The 17,664-nt window shown below is 60.5% G+C and carries 18 protein-coding genes; 8 read left to right on the top strand and 10 right to left on the bottom strand.

Annotated elements, in window-relative coordinates:
- Positions 1-11: 11 nt before the first annotated feature.
- From flgK to NN484_RS19285, 7 genes are all read right to left on the bottom strand, one after another.
- A complete protein-coding gene (flgK, locus tag NN484_RS19255; protein ID WP_215501643.1) occupies positions 12-2,057 on the bottom strand; it encodes a flagellar hook-associated protein FlgK in 2,046 nt (681 codons plus the stop codon).
- A 21-nt stretch (positions 2,058-2,078) separates the two neighbouring features.
- A complete protein-coding gene (flgJ, locus tag NN484_RS19260) occupies positions 2,079-3,362 on the bottom strand; it encodes a flagellar assembly peptidoglycan hydrolase FlgJ (protein WP_127652329.1) in 1,284 nt (427 codons plus the stop codon).
- A gap of 11 nt (positions 3,363-3,373) precedes the next feature.
- Positions 3,374-4,462 (bottom strand): flagellar basal body P-ring protein FlgI, encoded by a 1,089-nt coding sequence (locus NN484_RS19265; protein ID WP_274659317.1) that lies wholly within the window; start codon positions 4,460-4,462, stop codon positions 3,374-3,376.
- A 27-nt stretch (positions 4,463-4,489) separates the two neighbouring features.
- Positions 4,490-5,185 (bottom strand): flagellar basal body L-ring protein FlgH, encoded by a 696-nt coding sequence (gene flgH / locus NN484_RS19270; protein WP_007965503.1) that lies wholly within the window; start codon positions 5,183-5,185, stop codon positions 4,490-4,492.
- 52 nt (positions 5,186-5,237) lie between these two features.
- Entirely contained in the window at positions 5,238-6,023 is a 786-nt protein-coding gene (flgG, locus tag NN484_RS19275; RefSeq protein WP_003222804.1) for a flagellar basal-body rod protein FlgG, read from the bottom strand.
- Positions 6,024-6,068: 45 nt separating this feature from the next.
- A complete protein-coding gene (locus tag NN484_RS19280; RefSeq protein WP_007965507.1) occupies positions 6,069-6,809 on the bottom strand; it encodes a flagellar basal body rod protein FlgF in 741 nt (246 codons plus the stop codon).
- Positions 6,810-7,080: 271 nt separating this feature from the next.
- Positions 7,081-8,643: a sigma-54-dependent transcriptional regulator gene (locus NN484_RS19285; protein WP_274657674.1), complete on the bottom strand. Its 1,563-nt coding sequence runs from the start codon at positions 8,641-8,643 to the stop codon at positions 7,081-7,083.
- A 373-nt stretch (positions 8,644-9,016) separates the two neighbouring features.
- Between NN484_RS19285 and phhA the strand changes: the two genes are divergently transcribed.
- The 6 genes from phhA to NN484_RS19315 all read left to right on the top strand — a co-directional run bounded on the left by phhA (position 9,017) and on the right by NN484_RS19315 (position 13,459).
- Positions 9,017-9,808 (top strand): phenylalanine 4-monooxygenase, encoded by a 792-nt coding sequence (phhA, locus tag NN484_RS19290; RefSeq protein WP_215501642.1) that lies wholly within the window; start codon positions 9,017-9,019, stop codon positions 9,806-9,808.
- A 118-nt stretch (positions 9,809-9,926) separates the two neighbouring features.
- Complete coding sequence (locus NN484_RS19295) at positions 9,927-10,283, top strand: 4a-hydroxytetrahydrobiopterin dehydratase (protein ID WP_003222798.1); 357 nt, start codon at positions 9,927-9,929, stop codon at positions 10,281-10,283.
- A complete protein-coding gene (locus NN484_RS19300) occupies positions 10,283-11,476 on the top strand; it encodes an amino acid aminotransferase (protein ID WP_274657675.1) in 1,194 nt (397 codons plus the stop codon). The genes NN484_RS19295 and NN484_RS19300 overlap by 1 nt, the downstream gene beginning before the upstream one ends.
- A 295-nt stretch (positions 11,477-11,771) precedes the next feature.
- Complete coding sequence (locus NN484_RS19305; RefSeq protein WP_256214777.1) at positions 11,772-11,903, top strand: hypothetical protein; 132 nt, start codon at positions 11,772-11,774, stop codon at positions 11,901-11,903.
- A 70-nt stretch (positions 11,904-11,973) separates the two neighbouring features.
- Positions 11,974-12,156: a hypothetical protein gene (locus tag NN484_RS19310; RefSeq protein ID WP_127652334.1), complete on the top strand. Its 183-nt coding sequence runs from the start codon at positions 11,974-11,976 to the stop codon at positions 12,154-12,156.
- Between the two features lie 115 nt (positions 12,157-12,271).
- Positions 12,272-13,459: an MFS transporter gene (locus NN484_RS19315; protein WP_274659318.1), complete on the top strand. Its 1,188-nt coding sequence runs from the start codon at positions 12,272-12,274 to the stop codon at positions 13,457-13,459.
- Here the strand turns inward: NN484_RS19315 and arfB are convergent.
- The 3 genes from arfB to NN484_RS19330 form a co-directional block, all read right to left on the bottom strand.
- Positions 13,456-13,869, bottom strand: a complete 414-nt coding sequence (gene arfB, locus NN484_RS19320; protein WP_095050152.1) for an alternative ribosome rescue aminoacyl-tRNA hydrolase ArfB — start codon at positions 13,867-13,869, stop codon at positions 13,456-13,458. The genes NN484_RS19315 and arfB overlap by 4 nt on opposite strands.
- Before the next feature lie 173 nt (positions 13,870-14,042).
- Complete coding sequence (locus tag NN484_RS19325) at positions 14,043-15,461, bottom strand: amino acid permease (protein WP_127652337.1); 1,419 nt, start codon at positions 15,459-15,461, stop codon at positions 14,043-14,045.
- Positions 15,462-15,751: 290 nt separating this feature from the next.
- On the bottom strand, positions 15,752-15,898 hold the full coding sequence (locus tag NN484_RS19330) for a hypothetical protein (protein ID WP_164747920.1): 147 nt from the start codon (positions 15,896-15,898) through the stop codon (positions 15,752-15,754).
- A gap of 455 nt (positions 15,899-16,353) precedes the next feature.
- Here NN484_RS19330 and NN484_RS19335 point away from each other — a divergent pair, with 455 nt between their 5' ends.
- On the top strand, positions 16,354-16,491 hold the full coding sequence (locus tag NN484_RS19335) for a hypothetical protein (RefSeq protein WP_003222780.1): 138 nt from the start codon (positions 16,354-16,356) through the stop codon (positions 16,489-16,491).
- A 69-nt stretch (positions 16,492-16,560) separates the two neighbouring features.
- Positions 16,561-17,526 carry a M29 family metallopeptidase gene (locus tag NN484_RS19340; protein ID WP_215501639.1) on the top strand — a complete coding sequence of 322 codons (966 nt, stop codon included), beginning with the start codon at positions 16,561-16,563 and terminating at the stop codon, positions 17,524-17,526.
- Positions 17,527-17,664: the final 138 nt, after the last annotated feature.

Here is a 17,664-nt window from a genome sequence, read left to right on the forward strand (position 1 = left end):
ATTACGACTCCTTAAAGACTGTTGATCAGCGTGGCGAAGGTTTCCTGCGCAGCCTTGATGATCTGCGAAGACGCTGTGTAGTACTGCTGATACTTGACCAGGTTGCCGGTCTCTTCATCGAGGTTGACCTGGGACAACGAATCGCGCGCGCCCTTGGCCTGATCCAGGATCACCGAGGTGGCGTTGTTGTCGGATTTGCTCTGCGCCGCCTTGGTGCCAACGTTGGTCACCAGCTTGTTGTAGGCGTCGGTCAGGCTGATGCCCTTGCTGCCGGTGCCGGTGTCCACGGTCTGCTTGGTCTGCAGGCCAACCAGTGCCTGTGCGTTGCGGTTGTCCGAAGACGCCGCGCCGGTCAGGTTGATCGTGAAGGTTTCGCCAGACTTTGGCGTCGCACCCACAGTGGTCTGCACGGTGAAGGTCTTCTGTACGTTCGGCGTGACGCTGGTATCCATCACCGGAGCGCCGGTGGAGTCGACCATGCCGACCTTGAGGTTCAAGGTGTTGGCCTGCCCCGGCACGATGGTGCCCGAGCCGATGGTGTTGCCCTTGGCGTCGACCATGTTGTACGACTGACTGCCGCTGGCGACCGCCCCGAACACCAGTTTGACCGGCGTCGAATATTTGAGCGCATTCTGCAGCTCGGCCTGAGACGCCGGGTTGTAGATGTTGATCGAGTCGGTCAGCGTCGGCTGCGTGTAGGTGCCGGAATTGTTGGCACTGGCGACGCCCGTCAACGGTGCTGCCGCCGCGACTTTCTTCGGGTCGGTCAGTACGGTCTGAATGGCGGTTGCCGCGTTACGGGTCGGGGTCACCTTGAAGGTGTCGCCAGCGCTCAGTGCGCCGCCGTTGAGGGCCAGGGTGAAGCCGTCGATCACCGGCGGTGGCGTGGTCGTGGTGCTGAACGACCCCATATCGGTGCCATCGGAACGCTTGACCGAATAGTTGGTGGCGCTGGTGAAAGTGACCTGATAATCGCTGGTGGTCAGCTTGCCGGTGTCCTTGATGGTGACATCGAGGTTGCCCGAGCCTGCACTGTTGCCCGCCTGCGCGATGCTGCGCTGGCTGATCAGCGCTGCACTGTTGATGTTGTTGAAGATCGCCGCGCCGAAGTCACCGTTCTTGTCGATGCCCTGGGCTTGCTGGCTGTTGACCTGATCGGCCACCACCAGCGCAACACGCCCCAGCTCATTGAGCGCAGGATCGAGCACTTCTTTGCGATAGGTCAGCAGGCCACCGATTTCGCCACCGCTCATGGCCGACGTGATGTCGATGACGCTTGAGCCGCGGTCCATCTGAATGGCCACGCGCGACGGGTCGTCTTTGCTCGGGACGGTGCTCAGGGTGTTGGTGGTGTTGCCGATCACCAGCGGCTGGCCGGTGCCGATATACACGTCAAAACTGGTACCACGCTCGACGACTTGCGCACCGGTCAGCTCGGAAAGCTGACGCACGGCTTCGTTACGGCTGTCGAGCAGATCGTTCGGCTGGCCACCGCTGGTGGAAATCTCGCCGATCTTCTGATTGAGATTGGCAATCGAAGTGGCCAGCTTGTTGACCTGGGACGTCATGTCGCCCAGGTTGCCGTTGATCGTGGTGTTCTGATCGTTCAGCTGTTTGGCCAGGGCATTGAAACGGCTGGTCAGTGCCTGCGCACCGGTCAGCACCGACTGACGGGACGTGTCGTCGGTCGCCGACGTTGCCACACCTTGCATTGAGGTGAAGAACTTCTGCAGCACGCCGGTCAGACCGGTATTGGTATCGGACAGCGAGGCGTCCAGCGCAGTCGCCTGGCCACCGTATGCAGCCGCTTCGCTGTTGAGCGAGGTGGCGGTGTGCAGTTGGTTTTCGAGGTAGGAGTTGTAGACCCGGCGCACGTCGGCCAGGGTGGTACCAGTACCGATGAAAACATTGCCGAACTGCTGCGAGGCCTTGGTGCCCTGCACGGTTTGCTGGCGTGAATAACCGGCGGTGTCGACGTTGGCAATGTTGTTACCTGTCGTCGCCAGAGAGGAAGAACTCGCGGCCAACCCCGACATACCGATATTGAGCAAACTCATGATTCAAACCTTACCGTGTGTTTATAGAGGCGTCGTTGTAACGCCGGCCGCAGCGTAGTTTTCGAAACTGTTCATCTGCTTGGCAATCTGCGAAATCTTGGTCGCGTAGTTCGGGTCGGTTGCGTAACCGGCCTTCTGCAACTCGCGTACAAACTGTTCTGGGTTATCGGCCGACTTCACAACATCTTGATAGCGATTGTTGGTCTGCAGCAAAGTCACCAGATCGTGGAAACTGTCTTTATACGAGGCATAGGAACGGAACTGCGCCGTCTCCTTGACCATCTGCCCGTTGCGGAATTCGCTGGTGATCGCCCGAGCCGAATCGCCGGTCCAGTTGCTGCTGGCCTTGATGCCGAACAGGTTGTGGCTGCTGCTGCCATCCTGGGCGCGCATGACCGATTTGCCCCAGCCGGTTTCCAGCGCGGCTTGCGCCACCAGATAACGCGGATCGACGCCAATGCGCGCGGCGGCCTCTTTGGCCATCGGCAGCATGGTGTTGACGAATTCGTCGGCGGAGCTGAAGGCGCGCTTGGCCGGTGCCAGCGGAATCTGCGCCATCGCCCGGCCGTAGATCTGCATCTGCCCGCCGGACGCTTTCGCGTCTTCGGCACGACTCAGCCAGTCGCCGTTGTACAGCGGGCCAGCGCCAGTGGCAGCAGTGGTCGCAGCACGTTGTGGCAAGGCATTGGCAGCGGTCGGCGTGGCCGACGGCACCAGACCGGCGAGCAGACGATCAGCCAGTTTCGGCGGCAGCGCCAGACGACGCTTGTTGATCATCTCCATGTCGTTGGTGTGCGCCAGCTGTGTGTTCGGCGCATGCAGCGAACGCGAGGCCCACAATGGACGCTCGCCATTGAGCCGCGACAGCGGTCCGGTGCCCGTGGTGCCGGCAGCGATCGGCGTCTGCACCGCAGCGGCTTTCGCCGCCTCTTGCTTGGCGGCGGATGCGGCCGCAGCCTCACCCGGGGCCATTGGCTTGTTCTTCGACATCTGCTTCATCAGCACGTCGGCCAGGCCAATACCCCCGCCCTCGCGGGACAGCGACACCGCCAGTTGCTGGTCGTACATTTCCTGATACTGCTTGGCCGCCGGGGTGTTCATCGGGTTGTCTTTACCCAATGCCTCGGTGGCCGAGCGCATCGACTTGAGCATTTCGCCCAGGAACAGCGATTCGAATTCCTGCGCCACCTTGCGCATGTTCGCATCGCTATTCTTGTCACCGACCTTGAGCTGGTTCAGACGATTGAGGTCGGAGTACGAACCCGAATCGCCCGTGCCCACCAGACTGCCTTTGCGCATATCCATGGTCGCCGTCCTCAGATCACGATCAGGTCGGCTTGCAACGCGCCGGCCTGCTTCAGTGCTTCGAGAATGGCCATCAGGTCACCCGGTGCCGCGCCGACCTGGTTCACCGCCCGCACGATCTCGTCGAGGGTGGTGCCCGGGCCGAACTTGAACATCGGCTTGGCTTCCTGCTCGGCATTCACACGCGAACGCGGCACGACCGCGGTCTGGCCGTTGGACAATGGCCCCGGCTGGCTGACGATCGGGTCTTCAGTGATGGTCACGGTCAGGCTGCCGTGGGTCACGGCGGCGGGCGAGACTTTCACGTTCTGGCCGATGACGATGGTGCCGGTGCGCGAGTTGATGATGACTTTTGCCACCGCCTGGCCCGGGTCGACTTCGAGGTTTTCCAGGATCGACAGATAGTCGACGCGCTGGCTCGGATCGAGCGGCGCAGTCACACGGATCGAGCCGCCGTCGATGGCCTGCGCCACGCCAGGGCCGAGCATGTCGTTGATCTTGTCGACGATGCGCTTGGCGGTGGTGAAGTCGGAACGGTTGAGGTTCAGCGTCAGGCTGTTGCCCTGGTTGAAACCGCTCGGCACCGAACGCTCGACCGACGCACCGCCCGGGATACGACCGGCCGACGGAACGTTGACGGTGATCTTCGAACCGTCGCGCCCTTCGGCATCGAAACCACCGACCACCAGGTTGCCCTGAGCGATGGCGTAGACGTTGCCGTCGATCCCCTTGAGCGGGGTCAGCAACAGGGTGCCGCCGCGCAGGCTCTTGGAGTTACCGATCGAAGACACGGTGATGTCGACCTGCTGACCCGGCTTGGCGAACGCCGGCAGATCGGCACTCACCGACACCGCCGCGACGTTTTTCAACTGCACGTTGCCCGATCCCGGCGGCACCTTGATGCCGAACTGCGAGAGCATGTTGTTGAAGGTCTGCAGGGTGAACGGAGTTTGCGTCGTCTGGTCGCCGGTGCCGTTAAGCCCGACCACCAGGCCGTAACCGATCAACTGGTTGGAACGCACGCCGGAAATGCTGGCGATATCTTTCAGCCGCTCGGCGTGAGCACCAAAGGCAACGGACATCATGGCCGCTGCCAGCATGAAGCTTTTCAGATTCAACGTAGCCACCTAGAAAGGGAACAGCGGGCTGAGGAAGAAACGGTCGAACCAGCCTGGCTGACTCGCATCGGCAAACGAACCGGTGCCCGAGTAGGTGATGCGCGCATCGGCGACACGGGTCGACGACACGGTGTTGTCGGTCGCGATGTCATCGGCACGCACCAGACCTGCGATCCGCACCAGCTCGTCGCCGGTGTTGAGGGTCATCCACTTCTCGCCGCGCACGGCGATGATGCCGTTGGGCAACACGTCGGCCACGGTCACGGTGATCGAGCCGGTCAGGGTGTTGCCCTGCGCGGCCTTGCTGTCGCCCTTGGTCGCACGGTCGCCGCTGTAGCCGACGTCCAGGCTCAGATCGTTACCGCCCAACGGGTTGTTGGTGGTACCGCTGCCGCCGAACAGCGACGTCAGGCCGATGCCGGTCTTGCTGTTCTTGGCCACTTGCGAGTTGGCGTTCTTGCTCGCCTGCGTCTTCTCGTTCAGGGTGATGGTGATGATGTCACCGACCCGGAACGCCTTGCGGTCGCTGTACAGGTTCTGCTCGAAGCCGGCCTGATAGATCGAGCCGTTGTTGGCCGCAGCCGGCAATGGCGTGCGCGGCAACACCGGGGCGTAGTAAGGGTCATTGGGCTTGGGCGTCGGTGCGACGCAGCCCGCGAGCGAGACGACCCCACCCAATGCCAGAACAGATACGAAGCGTTTCATGACCCTACCTCACGGTGTTGCTGGCGACCTCATGGCCGCCCCATAGACTTGATTACAGATTCTGCGTTACGAACGAGAGCATCTGGTCGGCGGTGGAGATCACCTTGGAGTTCATCTCGTAGGCGCGCTGAGTGGTGATCATGTTGACCATCTCTTCAACGGTGCTGACGTTGGAACCTTCCAGGGTGTTCTGCAGCGTGGTACCGAAACCATTCAGGCCCGGGGTGCCGATTTGCGGCGCGCCGGAAGCAGCGGTTTCCAGGAACAGGTTGTTGCCCACCGCTTGCAGACCGGCCGGGTTGATGAAGTCGGCGGTTTGCAGGTTACCGATCACCTGAGCGGCCGGGTTGCCTGGCACAGTGATCGACACGGTGCCGTCGGTGCCGACGGTGAAGCTCTGCGCGTTGTTCGGAATGACGATGGCCGGCTCCAGGGCGAAACCGCTGGCGTTGACGATCTGGCCATTGGAATCGAGGTGGAAGGTGCCGTCACGGGTGTAGGACGTGGTGCCGTCCGGCTGCAGGATCTGGAAGAAACCGCGACCGTCGATGGCCATGTCCAGCGGCTGCTCGGTGGTTTGCAGGCTGCCGGCGGTGAAGTTTTTCTGCGTGCCGACGATGCGCACACCGGTACCCAGTTGCAGACCCGACGGCAGTTCGCTGTCCTGGGTCGACTGGGCGCCTGGCTGACGCTTGATCTGATAGAGCAGGTCCTGGAACTCGGCACGGTCACGTTTGAAACCCGTGGTCGAGACGTTCGCCAGGTTGTTGGAAATGGTGGTCAGGTTGGTGTCCTGGGCGGACAGACCGGTTTTGGCAACCCATAGAGCCGGAAGCATTCGATTCTCCTCGTGCGCCTGTTTTACGGCGCGACGTTCTGATAATTAGCTGATCTGCAAGACCCGAGCCATGGCCTGGTCGTCGTCTTTGGCGGTGTTCATCATCTTGACGTGCAACTCGAACTGCTTGGCCAGGGCCAGCACCGACGTCATTTCTTCCACGGCATTGACGTTGCTCGACTCAAGGAAACCCGACACCAGTTTGACGTTGGCATCGGCCGGCGCAGGCTGGCCGTCCTTGGTGTAGATCGAGCCGTCGAGGCCTTTGTTGAGGTTCTTGATGTCCGGGTTGACCAGTTTGATCCGGTCGACTTCCGCCATGACGCGCGGGCCTTCGCCCATCGCACGAATACTGATGGTGCCGTCTTCACCGACTTCGACCTGCTGCTCGGGCGGCACGGCGATCGGACCGCCATTGCCGAGTACCGGCATGCCGTTGCCGGCGCGCAGTACGCCGAGGGCGTCGATGTTGAGGCTGCCGGTGCGCACGTAGCTTTCGCCACCGTTAGGGTTCTGCACGGCAATAAAGCCGTTGCCGGTCACGGCCACGTCGAGGTCGCGACCAGTCTGCACCAGGGAACCTGCGGTGAAGTCGGTGGCGGGCCGTTCGCTCATGGCAAACGCACGCGCCGGAAAGCTGTCACCGAACACCGGCATCGAACGCGCCTGCTCCAGGTCGCGCTGAAAACCATTGGTGGAGATGTTCGCCAGGTTGTTGGCATGCGCCTTTTGCGCCAGTGCGTTCTGACTGGCGCCGGTCATTGCCACATAAAGGTACTTGTCCACACTCTTTCCTCTGCATGCCGGACGTTTGCCGCCCACCGCTGTACTGCTGAGCCATAAGCAATTTGCAGACCAACTTTTTTCTGGCGGCTTGCGGCCCGGTAAACAAAGGACTTGGGGGCAAGTGAGGGGATTTTTGAAATGTATCGAAGTCGAAAAACCGGCGGTGTAATGCCGCTTGGCGGCAAAGGATCAAAAGATCGCAGCCTTCGGCAGCTCCTACATTGAAATGCCTGCTCCTGCAGGCGCTGCCGAAGGCTGCGATCTTTTGAACTTAAGCTTCCGTGTCTTTACCGACTTCGTACTCACGCAGCTTATTGGCAATCGTCGTATGCGAAACCCCCAGCCGTTTGCCCAGTTGCCGACTGCTCGGGTGCTCGGAATACAGCCGCTCCAGCACCGCTTTCTCGAAGCGTCCGACGATCTCGTCCAGCCCGCCCTCCAGCGAGAAATCGCCAAGCGGCTGACGCACGCCATAGTCCGGCAAGCGAATATGCTCGGCCTTGACCGTGCCGCCGTCACACAGGGAAACCGCCTGAAACAGCACGTTCTCCAACTGCCGCACGTTGCCCGGCCAGTGATAGTGACTGAGACGCTCCATCGCCGCCGGCGCCAGTTTCGGCAGCGAACAACCGATCTGGCGGCTGGCTTGATCGAGGAAGTGTTCGACCAGTGGCGTCAAACCGTCGAGGCATTCGCGCAGCGGCGGGATGTGCAGCGACAGCACGTTCAAGCGGTGATACAAGTCCTGACGAAACTCACCGCGGGCGCACAGTTCGGACAAGTCGACCTGGGTCGCGCAGATCACCCGCACATCCAGATACACCTCTTCGTCGCTGCCCACCCGGCGGAAGCAACCGTCCTGCAGAAAGCGCAGCAACTTCACCTGCAAGCGCGGGCTCATTTCCCCTACACCGTCGAGGAACAGCGTGCCGCCCGCCGTCAGCTCCAGCAGGCCAAGTTTGCCTTCGGCCCGCGCGCCTTCGAACGCGCCGGGGCCGTAGCCGAACAGCTCGGTCTCGGCCATCGACTCCGGCAGCCCTGCGCAGTTGAGCGCCATCAACGGCGACTGCCCACGCGGACTGGCGAGGTGGCAGGCGCGCGCCAGCAACTCTTTGCCGGTGCCGGTTTCACCTTCGATCAACAGCGGTGCATCCAGCGGCGCCATGCGCCGTGCTTCGCGCACCACCGCCGCCATGACTTTCGAACTCTGGAAGATGCTGTCGAAGCCGCGCAGTTCCTGTTTGCGCACGTTATAGATGCGCTCGCCGACGCGATCGGCGCGGTGCAAGGTCAGTACCGCACCGGCCATGGCTTCGCTGTCGTCATGCTCCGATTGCAACGGCGCGATGTCGGCGAGAAAGATGTCACCCTTGACCTTGACGCGCATGCCGTTGATCCGCGACTTGTTGGCGCGCACCAGCTCCGGCAGGTCGAAATCCTCGGCATAGCGTGACAGCGGAATCCCCGGTACCTCGTCCACCCGAACGCCAAGCAACTGCGCGGCAGCACGGTTGGCGGCGACGATCGAGCCACCCATGTCGATCGACAGCACCGGGAATTCCAGCGCGCCGAGCAACGCGTTCAACTCCATGTGCCGGCGCTCGCTGGGCATCAGCCCGACGCGCTTGACGCCAAACACCCCGGCAATCGCCTCGAACTTCGGCCGCAGCGCCTGGAACTGAATGTTGATCAGGTTGGGGCAGTGCAGGTAGATCGCATTGCCATGCTCGCCACCGACCTCGCCACGCGCGACGTTGATCCCGTACTCCACCAGCAGGTTGAGGATGTCGCGCAGGATGCCGATGCGGTTCTGACAGTGGACTTTGATACGCATATAAAAGGCCTGAGAAAACGATGATTAACCTGTAGGAGCGAGCCTGCTCGCGATGAGGCCAGGCCAGTCAGCGCCTTCATTGACTGATACGCCGCCATCGCGAGCAGGCTCACTCCTACAGGGGTTAGCGCCACGAATTTTCTGTCGAGGCGCGCAGATAGTTGTCAAGATTATGTGACAGCAACACGCCTTTTCAAACCTGCAAATCACCGCAAACGCGAGATACCGGCCAAAGCGTAACGATTTTTTTACGAAATCCGGCGATTTTTCCTACAAGCAACGCCATCAACCTGCTGCATCCCGCCCCGCTCTCGGGTAATTCTGAAGCCATCGCTGGACATAACAAGAACGAATTCCCTAGCAGGAGAGCAGTATGAAGCAGACGCAATACGTGGCCCGCGAGCCCGATGCGCAAGGTTTTATCGACTACCCCGCCGAAGAACACGCGGTGTGGAACACGCTCATCACCCGCCAGTTGAAAGTGATCGAGGGTCGGGCGTGCCAGGAATACCTGGACGGTATCGAAAAACTCGGTCTGCCCCACGACCGCATCCCGCAACTGGGCGAGATCAACAAGGTGCTCGGTGAGACCACCGGTTGGCAGGTTGCCCGTGTCCCGGCGCTGATCCCCTTCCAGACCTTCTTCGAATTGCTCGCCAGCAAACAGTTTCCGGTGGCCACGTTCATTCGTACCCGCGAAGAACTGGACTACCTGCAAGAGCCGGACATTTTCCACGAGATCTTCGGTCACTGCCCGCTGCTGACCAACCCATGGTTCGCCGAATTCACCCACACCTACGGCAAGCTCGGCCTACAGGCCACCAAAGAGGAGCGCGTGTACCTGGCGCGCCTGTACTGGATGACCATCGAGTTTGGCCTGGTCGATACCCCGCAAGGCCAACGCATCTACGGTGGCGGCATCCTGTCCTCGCCGAAGGAAACCGTTTATTCGCTGTCGGAAGAGCCCGAGCATCAGGCCTTCGATCCGCTGGAAGCCATGCGCACGCCGTATCGCATCGACATCCTGCAGCCGTTGTACTTTGTCCTGCCAAACCTCAAGCGCCTGTTCGATCTCGCTCACGAAGACATCATGGGCATGGTCAAGCAAGGCATGCAGCTGGGGTTGCACGCTCCGAAGTTTCCGCCAAAACCGAAAGCCGCGTGATCCGCGACTTTTGCTGACAATTGAGTCTGTCAGTCGCCGTCACTTTGGTTTAGCGTGACGGCATTGACGGCCCAAACGCTTTAATAAAAAAAACACCCTCGATTTCAGGAATCACACCATGTCCACTTTGAACCAAGCCCACTGCGAAGCCTGCCGTGCCGATGCGCCACAAGTCAGCGACGAAGAACTGCCGATCCTGATCAAGCAGATCCCCGACTGGAACATCGAAGTGCGCGACAGCATCATGCAACTGGAGAAAGTCTTCCTGTTCAAGAACTTCAAGCATGCGCTGGCGTTCACCAACGCCGTCGGTGAAATCTCCGAGGCCGAAGGTCACCACCCGGGCCTGCTGACCGAGTGGGGCAAAGTCACCGTGACCTGGTGGAGCCACTCGATCAAGGGCCTGCACCGCAACGACTTCATCATGGCCGCGCGCACTGACGAAGTGGCCAAGACTGCAGAAGGACGCAAGTAATGCACTTCGACGCCATCGGCCGGGTACCCGGCGACCCGATCCTCGGTTTGATGGAGGCCTATGCGCAGGACAGTAACCCGCGCAAGTTCGACCTCGGCGTTGGCGTCTACAAGGATGCCCAGGGCCTGACACCGATCCCCGAGGCGGTGAAAATCGCTGAGGCGCGACTGGTCGAGAGCCAGGACACCAAGACCTACATCGGTGGTCACGGCAACCCGCTGTTCGGCAAGGTCATCAATGAGCTGGTGCTTGGCGCCGACTCGAAGCTGATCGCCGAGCAGCGTGCCGGCGCCACCCAGACCCCGGGGGGTACCGGTGCCCTGCGGCTGGCCGCTGATTTCATCGCCCAATGCCTGCCGGGCAAAGGCGTGTGGCTGAGCAACCCGACCTGGCCGATCCACGAAACGATTTTCGCTGCGGCCGGGGTCAAGGTCAGTCACTACCCGTACGTGGGCAGCGACAACCGCCTCGACGTCGACGCCATGCTCGCGGTGCTCAACGACGTGCCGAAAGGCGATGTGGTGTTGCTGCATGCGTGCTGCCACAACCCGACCGGTTTCGACCTCAATCACGATGACTGGCAGCGTGTACTCGACGTGGTACGCCGCCGTGACCTGCTGCCGCTGATCGACTTTGCCTACCAAGGCTTCGGCGACGGACTGGAGCAGGACGCGTGGTCGACCCGCCTGTTTGCCGCTGAAGTGCCTGAGTTGCTGATCACCAGTTCCTGCTCGAAAAACTTCGGCCTGTATCGCGACCGCACCGGTGCACTGATCGTCTGCGCGAAAACCGCTGACAAGCTGATCGACATCCGCAGCCAACTGGCCAACATCGCCCGCAACCTGTGGTCCACGCCACCGGATCACGGCGCGGCGGTGGTCGCGACCATCCTCGCCGACCCGGAGCTGAAAAGCCGCTGGGCCGACGAAGTGGAAGCCATGCGTTTGCGTATCGCGCAGTTACGCAGTGGTCTGGTCGAAGCGCTGGAGCCGCACGGCTTGCGCGAGCGCTTTGCGCACATTGGCGTGCAACGCGGGATGTTCTCCTACACCGGCCTGTCGCCGGAGCAGGTCAAACAACTGCGTGAGCATCACAGCGTGTACATGGTCAGCTCGGGCCGGGCGAACGTCGCCGGGATCGATGCCACGCGCCTGGCGCTACTGGCCGACGCCATCGCCGACGTCTGCAAGTAACACCGCCACCACAATTGATCGCGCCCACGCGAATGAACGATCTACACCGCAATACCCTGTAGGAGCTGCCGCAGGCTGCGATCTTTTGATCTTTGTTCTTAAAATCAAAGTCAAAAGATCGCAGCCTGCGGCAGCTCCTACATTTGTTTCGCAGTGATCCTCCTCCCCTGCGGCCATCTGTCGCATTAATTTGAATTAAAAGTCTGATTGTCATTTTTCCTGCTGTATCCTGCGCAGGCTTTCAAGAAGCGCGGATCTACCAGATCTATCAACAGACTTAGCGAGGAGCGCAACCATGCACGAGATTCCTAATCTCCCCTTCCCAAGCCTGCACGTACCTGAGCAGACGACCACGCAACAAGCCGGCGCACAGCAGCCCGAGCCGAAAGAAGCCGTTGAGAGCCGCAAGGCCGACAGCGAAGAGTAAAACCCCGCCGTACAGACCGTGTGGAAAGCGCTAAGATGCGCTTTCCACACTGCCTGAAACCGAGCCCGCCATGACCGACGAATTTTCTGAAAGCCAAGCCGCCGTCCTGATCGGCGCGACCGAGAAAATGATCGAGATCTGGAACCGCCTCTCCCCGGAAAAACAGGCCGCCCTGCTCGCCCGTTTCGGCAGCGAAGAAAACGCCCTCGCCGCCCTCGTCACCACGCAACTGGTCGCCCCGGCCCAACCCTGATTTCACCACCCGGCAAATAGTTTTACTTTTCCCCGCCTCTGACTCGTTCGCGCCGGTATCATAAGCAGCCTATCTAATCCTGCTTTGCCGTGGATCGTTTCCCATGTCGTCCTCTATGTCAGAACCGCAGCGTCCCCTGGCGGTCACGCTGCAAGTCGTTTCCATCGTCCTCTTCACCTTCATCGGCTATCTGAACATCGGCATTCCCCTCGCGGTGCTGCCGGGCTATGTCCACAGCGACCTGGGCTTCGGTGCGGTGATCGCGGGACTGGTGATCAGCGTGCAATACCTCGCCACCCTGCTCAGCCGTCCGTACGCCGGCAAGATCATCGACAACCAGGGCAGCAAACGCGCGGTGATGATCGGTCTGGCCGGTTGTGGCTTGAGCGGTGTGTTCATGCTGATTTCGGCGTGGACACCGAATCTGCCGATGCTCAGCCTGATCAGCCTGTTGATCGGTCGCCTGGTGCTGGGCAGCGCGGAAAGCCTGGTCGGTTCCGGTTCGATCGGCTGGGGCATCGGCCGGGTCGGGGCGGCGAACACCGCCAAGGTGATCTCGTGGAACGGCATCGCCAGTTACGGCGCACTGGCGGTCGGCGCGCCGTTCGGGGTGTGGCTGGTCGGCCAGTTGGGGCTGTGGAGCATGGGTGTCAGCATCATCCTGCTGGCGGCGCTGGGCTTGCTGCTGGCGTGGCCGAAAACCGCCGCGCCGATTGTCGCCGGCGAGCGCTTGCCGTTCATGCATGTGCTCGGCCGCGTGTTCCCACACGGTTGCGGCCTGGCGTTGGGCTCGATCGGTTTCGGCACCATCGCCACCTTTATCACCCTGTATTACGCCACGCAGCATTGGGACAACGCGGTGCTGTGCCTGAGCCTGTTCGGTGCCAGCTTCATCGGCGCGCGGCTGTTGTTCGGCAACCTGATCAACCGTCTCGGCGGCTTCCGCGTGGCGATCGCCTGCCTGTCGGTGGAGACGCTGGGCCTGCTGCTGTTGTGGCTCGCGCCAGACGCGCATTGGGCGCTGGCCGGTGCGGCGTTGAGCGGTTTCGGCTTCTCGCTGGTGTTTCCGGCGCTGGGCGTAGAGGCAGTGAATCTGGTGCCGGCCTCCAGCCGCGGTGCAGCGGTCGGCGCTTACTCACTGTTCATCGACTTGTCGCTGGGGATCACCGGGCCATTGGCCGGAGCGATTGCGGCAGGCTTTGGCTTTGCTTCGATCTTCCTGTTCGCCGCTCTCGCTGCATTGAGCGGGTTGGCCTTGAGCGTTTATCTGTACAAGCACACGGCCAAGTACCGCGAAGACTAGAAGTCCACTTTGCCGCGCCCGGCCTTGATACTGCCGCGCTTGGTCTTGGACTCTAGGCGGCGCTTCTTCGAGCCGAGAGTCGGCTTGGTCGGACGGCGCTTCTTTTCGACCTTGGTGGCGCTGAGGATCAGCTCGACCAGACGCTCCAGCGCATCGGCACGGTTGGCTTCCTGCGTGCGGTATTGCTGGGCCTTGATGATCAACACGCCATCGCTGGTGATGCGGCTGTCGCGCAGCGCCAGCAGCCGCTCCTTGTAGAACTCGGGCAAGGACGAGGCCGGAATGTCGAAGCGCAGGTGCACGGCGCTGGAAACCTTGTTGACGTTCTGCCCACCGGCGCCTTGCGCGCGGATGGCCGTCAATTCGATCTCGGCATCCGGCAGATGCACATTGTTGGAAATCACCAGCATGGAAAAGCGTCCGTAATCAGAGTGTGCAGGATACGCCATCAATCCTGTAGGAGCTGCCGAAGGCTGCGATCTTTTGATCTTTTGTCCGAACCCGCCCCGAGCCTTCGGCAGCTCTTACAGGGGCAATAAAAAACCCGGCACATTGGCCGGGTTTGTTGTTTTTGCGTCAGCGCCTACTTCGAAGCACTTGCCGCGTGCAGCGCCTGCTGTGCGCCGCGCTTGTTCTTGATCACGTAGCAGACCCACATGAACACGACCCACACCGGAATCGCGTACACCGAGATCTGGATGCCCGGGATCAGCAGCATCACGCCCAGGATGAACGCCACGAACGCCAGGCAGACGTAGTTGCCGTACGGGTACCACAGGGCCTTGAACAGCGGCGTCTGTTGGGTCTTGTTCATGTGCTGGCGGAACTTGAAGTGCGAGAAGCTGATCATCGCCCAGTTGATCACCAAGGTCGCCACCACCAACGACATCAGCAGTTCCAGCGCGTGCTGCGGGATCAGGTAGTTGAGCAATACAGCCACCAATGTCACCGCCGCCGACGCCAGGATCGAACGCACCGGTACGCCGCGCTTGTCGATTTTCGCCAGACCTTTCGGCGCATCGCCCTGCTCGGCCATGCCCAGCAGCATGCGGCTGTTGCAGTAGGTGCCGCTGTTGTACACCGACAGTGCTGCGGTCAGCACCACGAAGTTGAGGATGTGCGCAGCCGTGTTGCTGCCAAGCATCGAGAACACCTGCACAAACGGGCTGCCGCTGTACGAGTCGCCAGAGGCGTTGATGGTTTCCAGCAGGCTGTCCCATGGGGTCAGCGACAGCAGGATCACCAGGGCGCCGATGTAGAAAATCAGGATCCGGTAGATCACCTGGTTGATCGCTTTCGGGATCACGGTCTTCGGTTTGTCGGCTTCAGCGGCGGTGAAACCGAGCATTTCCAGACCGCCGAAGGAGAACATGATGATCGCCATCGCCATCACCAGACCGCTGACGCCATTGGGGAAGAACCCACCGTGCGACCACAGGTTGCTGACCGAGGCTTGCGGGCCGCCATGACCGCTGACCAGCAGGTAGCTGCCCAGCGCGATCATGCCGACGATCGCCACGACCTTGATGATCGCGAACCAGAATTCGGCTTCACCGAAGACTTTGACGTTGGCCAGGTTGATCGCGTTGATCAGCACGAAGAATGCGGCGGCGGTGACCCAGGTCGGGATGTCCGGCGCCCAGTAGTGGATGTACTTGCCGACTGCGGTCAGCTCCGACATGCCAACCAGAATGTACAGAATCCAGCAGTTCCAGCCCGACAGGAAGCCAGCGAAGCCGCCCCAGTACTTGTGCGCGAAATGGCTGAAGGAACCGGCCACCGGCTCTTCGACGATCATCTCGCCGAGCTGGCGCATGATCATGAAGGCGATGAAGCCGCAGATGGCGTAGCCGAGGATCATCGACGGGCCGGCGGATTTCAGGACCCCGGCGGATCCCAGGAACAATCCGGTACCGATCGCGCCACCGAGGGCGATCAGTTGAATATGGCGATTTTTCAGGCCGCGTTTCAGCTCGCCTGATTGCGAGTTTTGTCCACTCATGAAAAAGGTCTCACGCAAGGTTTGATGATGTTCAGTAGACGTTGCTGCAAGGTTGCGATTTCAGGCAGCCCCGATCAAACCCCAGCGCAGGCACCAGGAGTTCAGCGTTTTTACAACGGTCATGCGTCACCTGTTTGTTTTTGTCTGTGACGAAATCGAACCCGACACGCTTGTGACGCGGCGGAGTGAACAAGGCGGATAGCCTCGAGGTTTGCGCGATTACGCAGGGAGTCACAGTAAAACGCGGCGCATTGTACACCGCTAACCCCCTGCTGCCAGACCCCGCTGGATCAGCGTGGCGCTTGCCGGGATTGCGTGAGTCCGCCTCGAAATGCCCGGGCGGCTGCAAAAATTGAGTCAGGCCTTTGCAGACCATCGACGAGGACGAGCGAAAAACCGTCCCACAAAGAGAAGTGAAGATCGATCACGGCGTTCATTGCGCCTCCTTCTTGTTATGCACCTGCACGACAGGCATGAGGCGCATCTCACCCTTCAATCGTTGCTGAAACAAGCGCGCCAGAGCCTTGCACGGCGCAGGCGCGGCCGGGCTTCGGCAGATTTTCCTTACAGCCTGGGGAGGCAGGTCATTCCACTGGGTTTTCTCGCGCTTTTCGTAAACATTTCTTTACGATGCGTAACGCAGATTTTCCATTTCAGAAAAATCCGTAGGACGTCTGCAAATTGACGGTAGCAAGCTAGCTAATGAAAGTGACGGCTTAGTTTTTTGTTTTCAAATAAGAAAATCATCGGCAAAAAACAGAATAAAAAGTTTATTTAAATTTTAAATAAATAATTTTTTGCATTACAAAACACCCTGAACTAGGTTCTTCACGTCTTGCCGGCCACCTCGACCGGCCAGTCACAACCGTGAAAGTCATCTAGGAGATCGACCATGCAAGCACTGGAAAAAGACTTGGATACCGAACTGCAGCTGGACGAATGGTTTGAAGCACCGACCCATGAGGCCGCCGTGGAAATGATGCAAGCCGACGCGGTGGTTCCGTTCGGCACGGCGATGTGGCCTCTGTAAGACATCCCGGGCAGGCACGATCCGGCCGGTCGTGCCTGCCGCTTCTTCACGGTCAGTCAGGGAGGACACATGGATAAGCCCCGCGCGATCTCGCATTTCCTTTACTACCTCGAACATCACCCTGCCCTTGCCGGCCTCGACTCGGCGAAGGTATTGCTCGGCCACACCGCCGATTACGAAGCCCTGACCGGCGCCATTGCCGAACAGGCCGGCGCTCATCCGCGTTTCACCTTCAGCGCCCGACGGCTGGATCTGGAAAGCACCGCAGCGCTGACCGCGGCGATTGCCGACAGCGATCTGTACATTTTCTTCTACGACTCTTCCACCCTGCCCAACCCGCGCCCCGACGGCCCGGAATTTGTCCGTGCGCTGCAAGGCGTGATGGCGGAAAACTGGAAGAAGTCGCTGCTGTTCAAGGATTACGGCGACTATTTCTACGACACCTTCAGCGTCACCCCGCAGCGCATTGCGGGGCTCAACAGCCACTTGATCCAACGCATGTCCCAAGCCACGACGCTGAGCTTCAAGGACGACCACGGTTCCTGGTTCGAAACGCCGTTGAGCAGCATCAAGAAGTGGACCGACATCAACGGCGTCGGCAACTTCGACCTGGCCCCTGGCGAAATCGCCACCCACAGCGAAGCCATCAATGGCCATGTGAAATTCAAGGGCACCTTCCTCAGCACCATCCCGTTTGCGCGCAAGTACGGTGTGCTCGAATCGCCGCTGGAATTGTGGATCGAGAACTCGACCATCAGCCGCATCGCCACCAACGTGCCGGGCCTGGAGCACGACTTCAACAAGTACCTGGACGCCAACCCGTCGAACCGGCGCATCGAGGAACTGGGGATTGGCACCAACGAAGGGGTGAAGGATCTGTATGCGCGCAATGCCGGTTTCGAAGAACGGCACTGCGGCTTGCATCTGGGCCTCGGCGGTGGGGCCAAGGGCAGCCATCACCTGGACCTGATTTTCTCCGGTGGGGTGTTGGCGCTGGATGACAAGCCGGTGTTTGATGGGCGGTTTGTGTTCTGAACTGAAGTTTTGTGTTGAGGCCACTGCTCCCTGTAGGAGCTGTCGAGTGAAACGAGGCTGCGATCTTTTGATCTTGCTTTTGAAGATCAAGAGCAAAAGATCGCAGCGTGCCGCAGCTCCGACATGAATAGCGCGCAA

Source organism: Pseudomonas serboccidentalis (assembly GCF_028830055.1).
In the GTDB taxonomy this organism is placed as follows: Bacteria; Pseudomonadota; Gammaproteobacteria; order Pseudomonadales; family Pseudomonadaceae; genus Aquipseudomonas; species Aquipseudomonas serboccidentalis.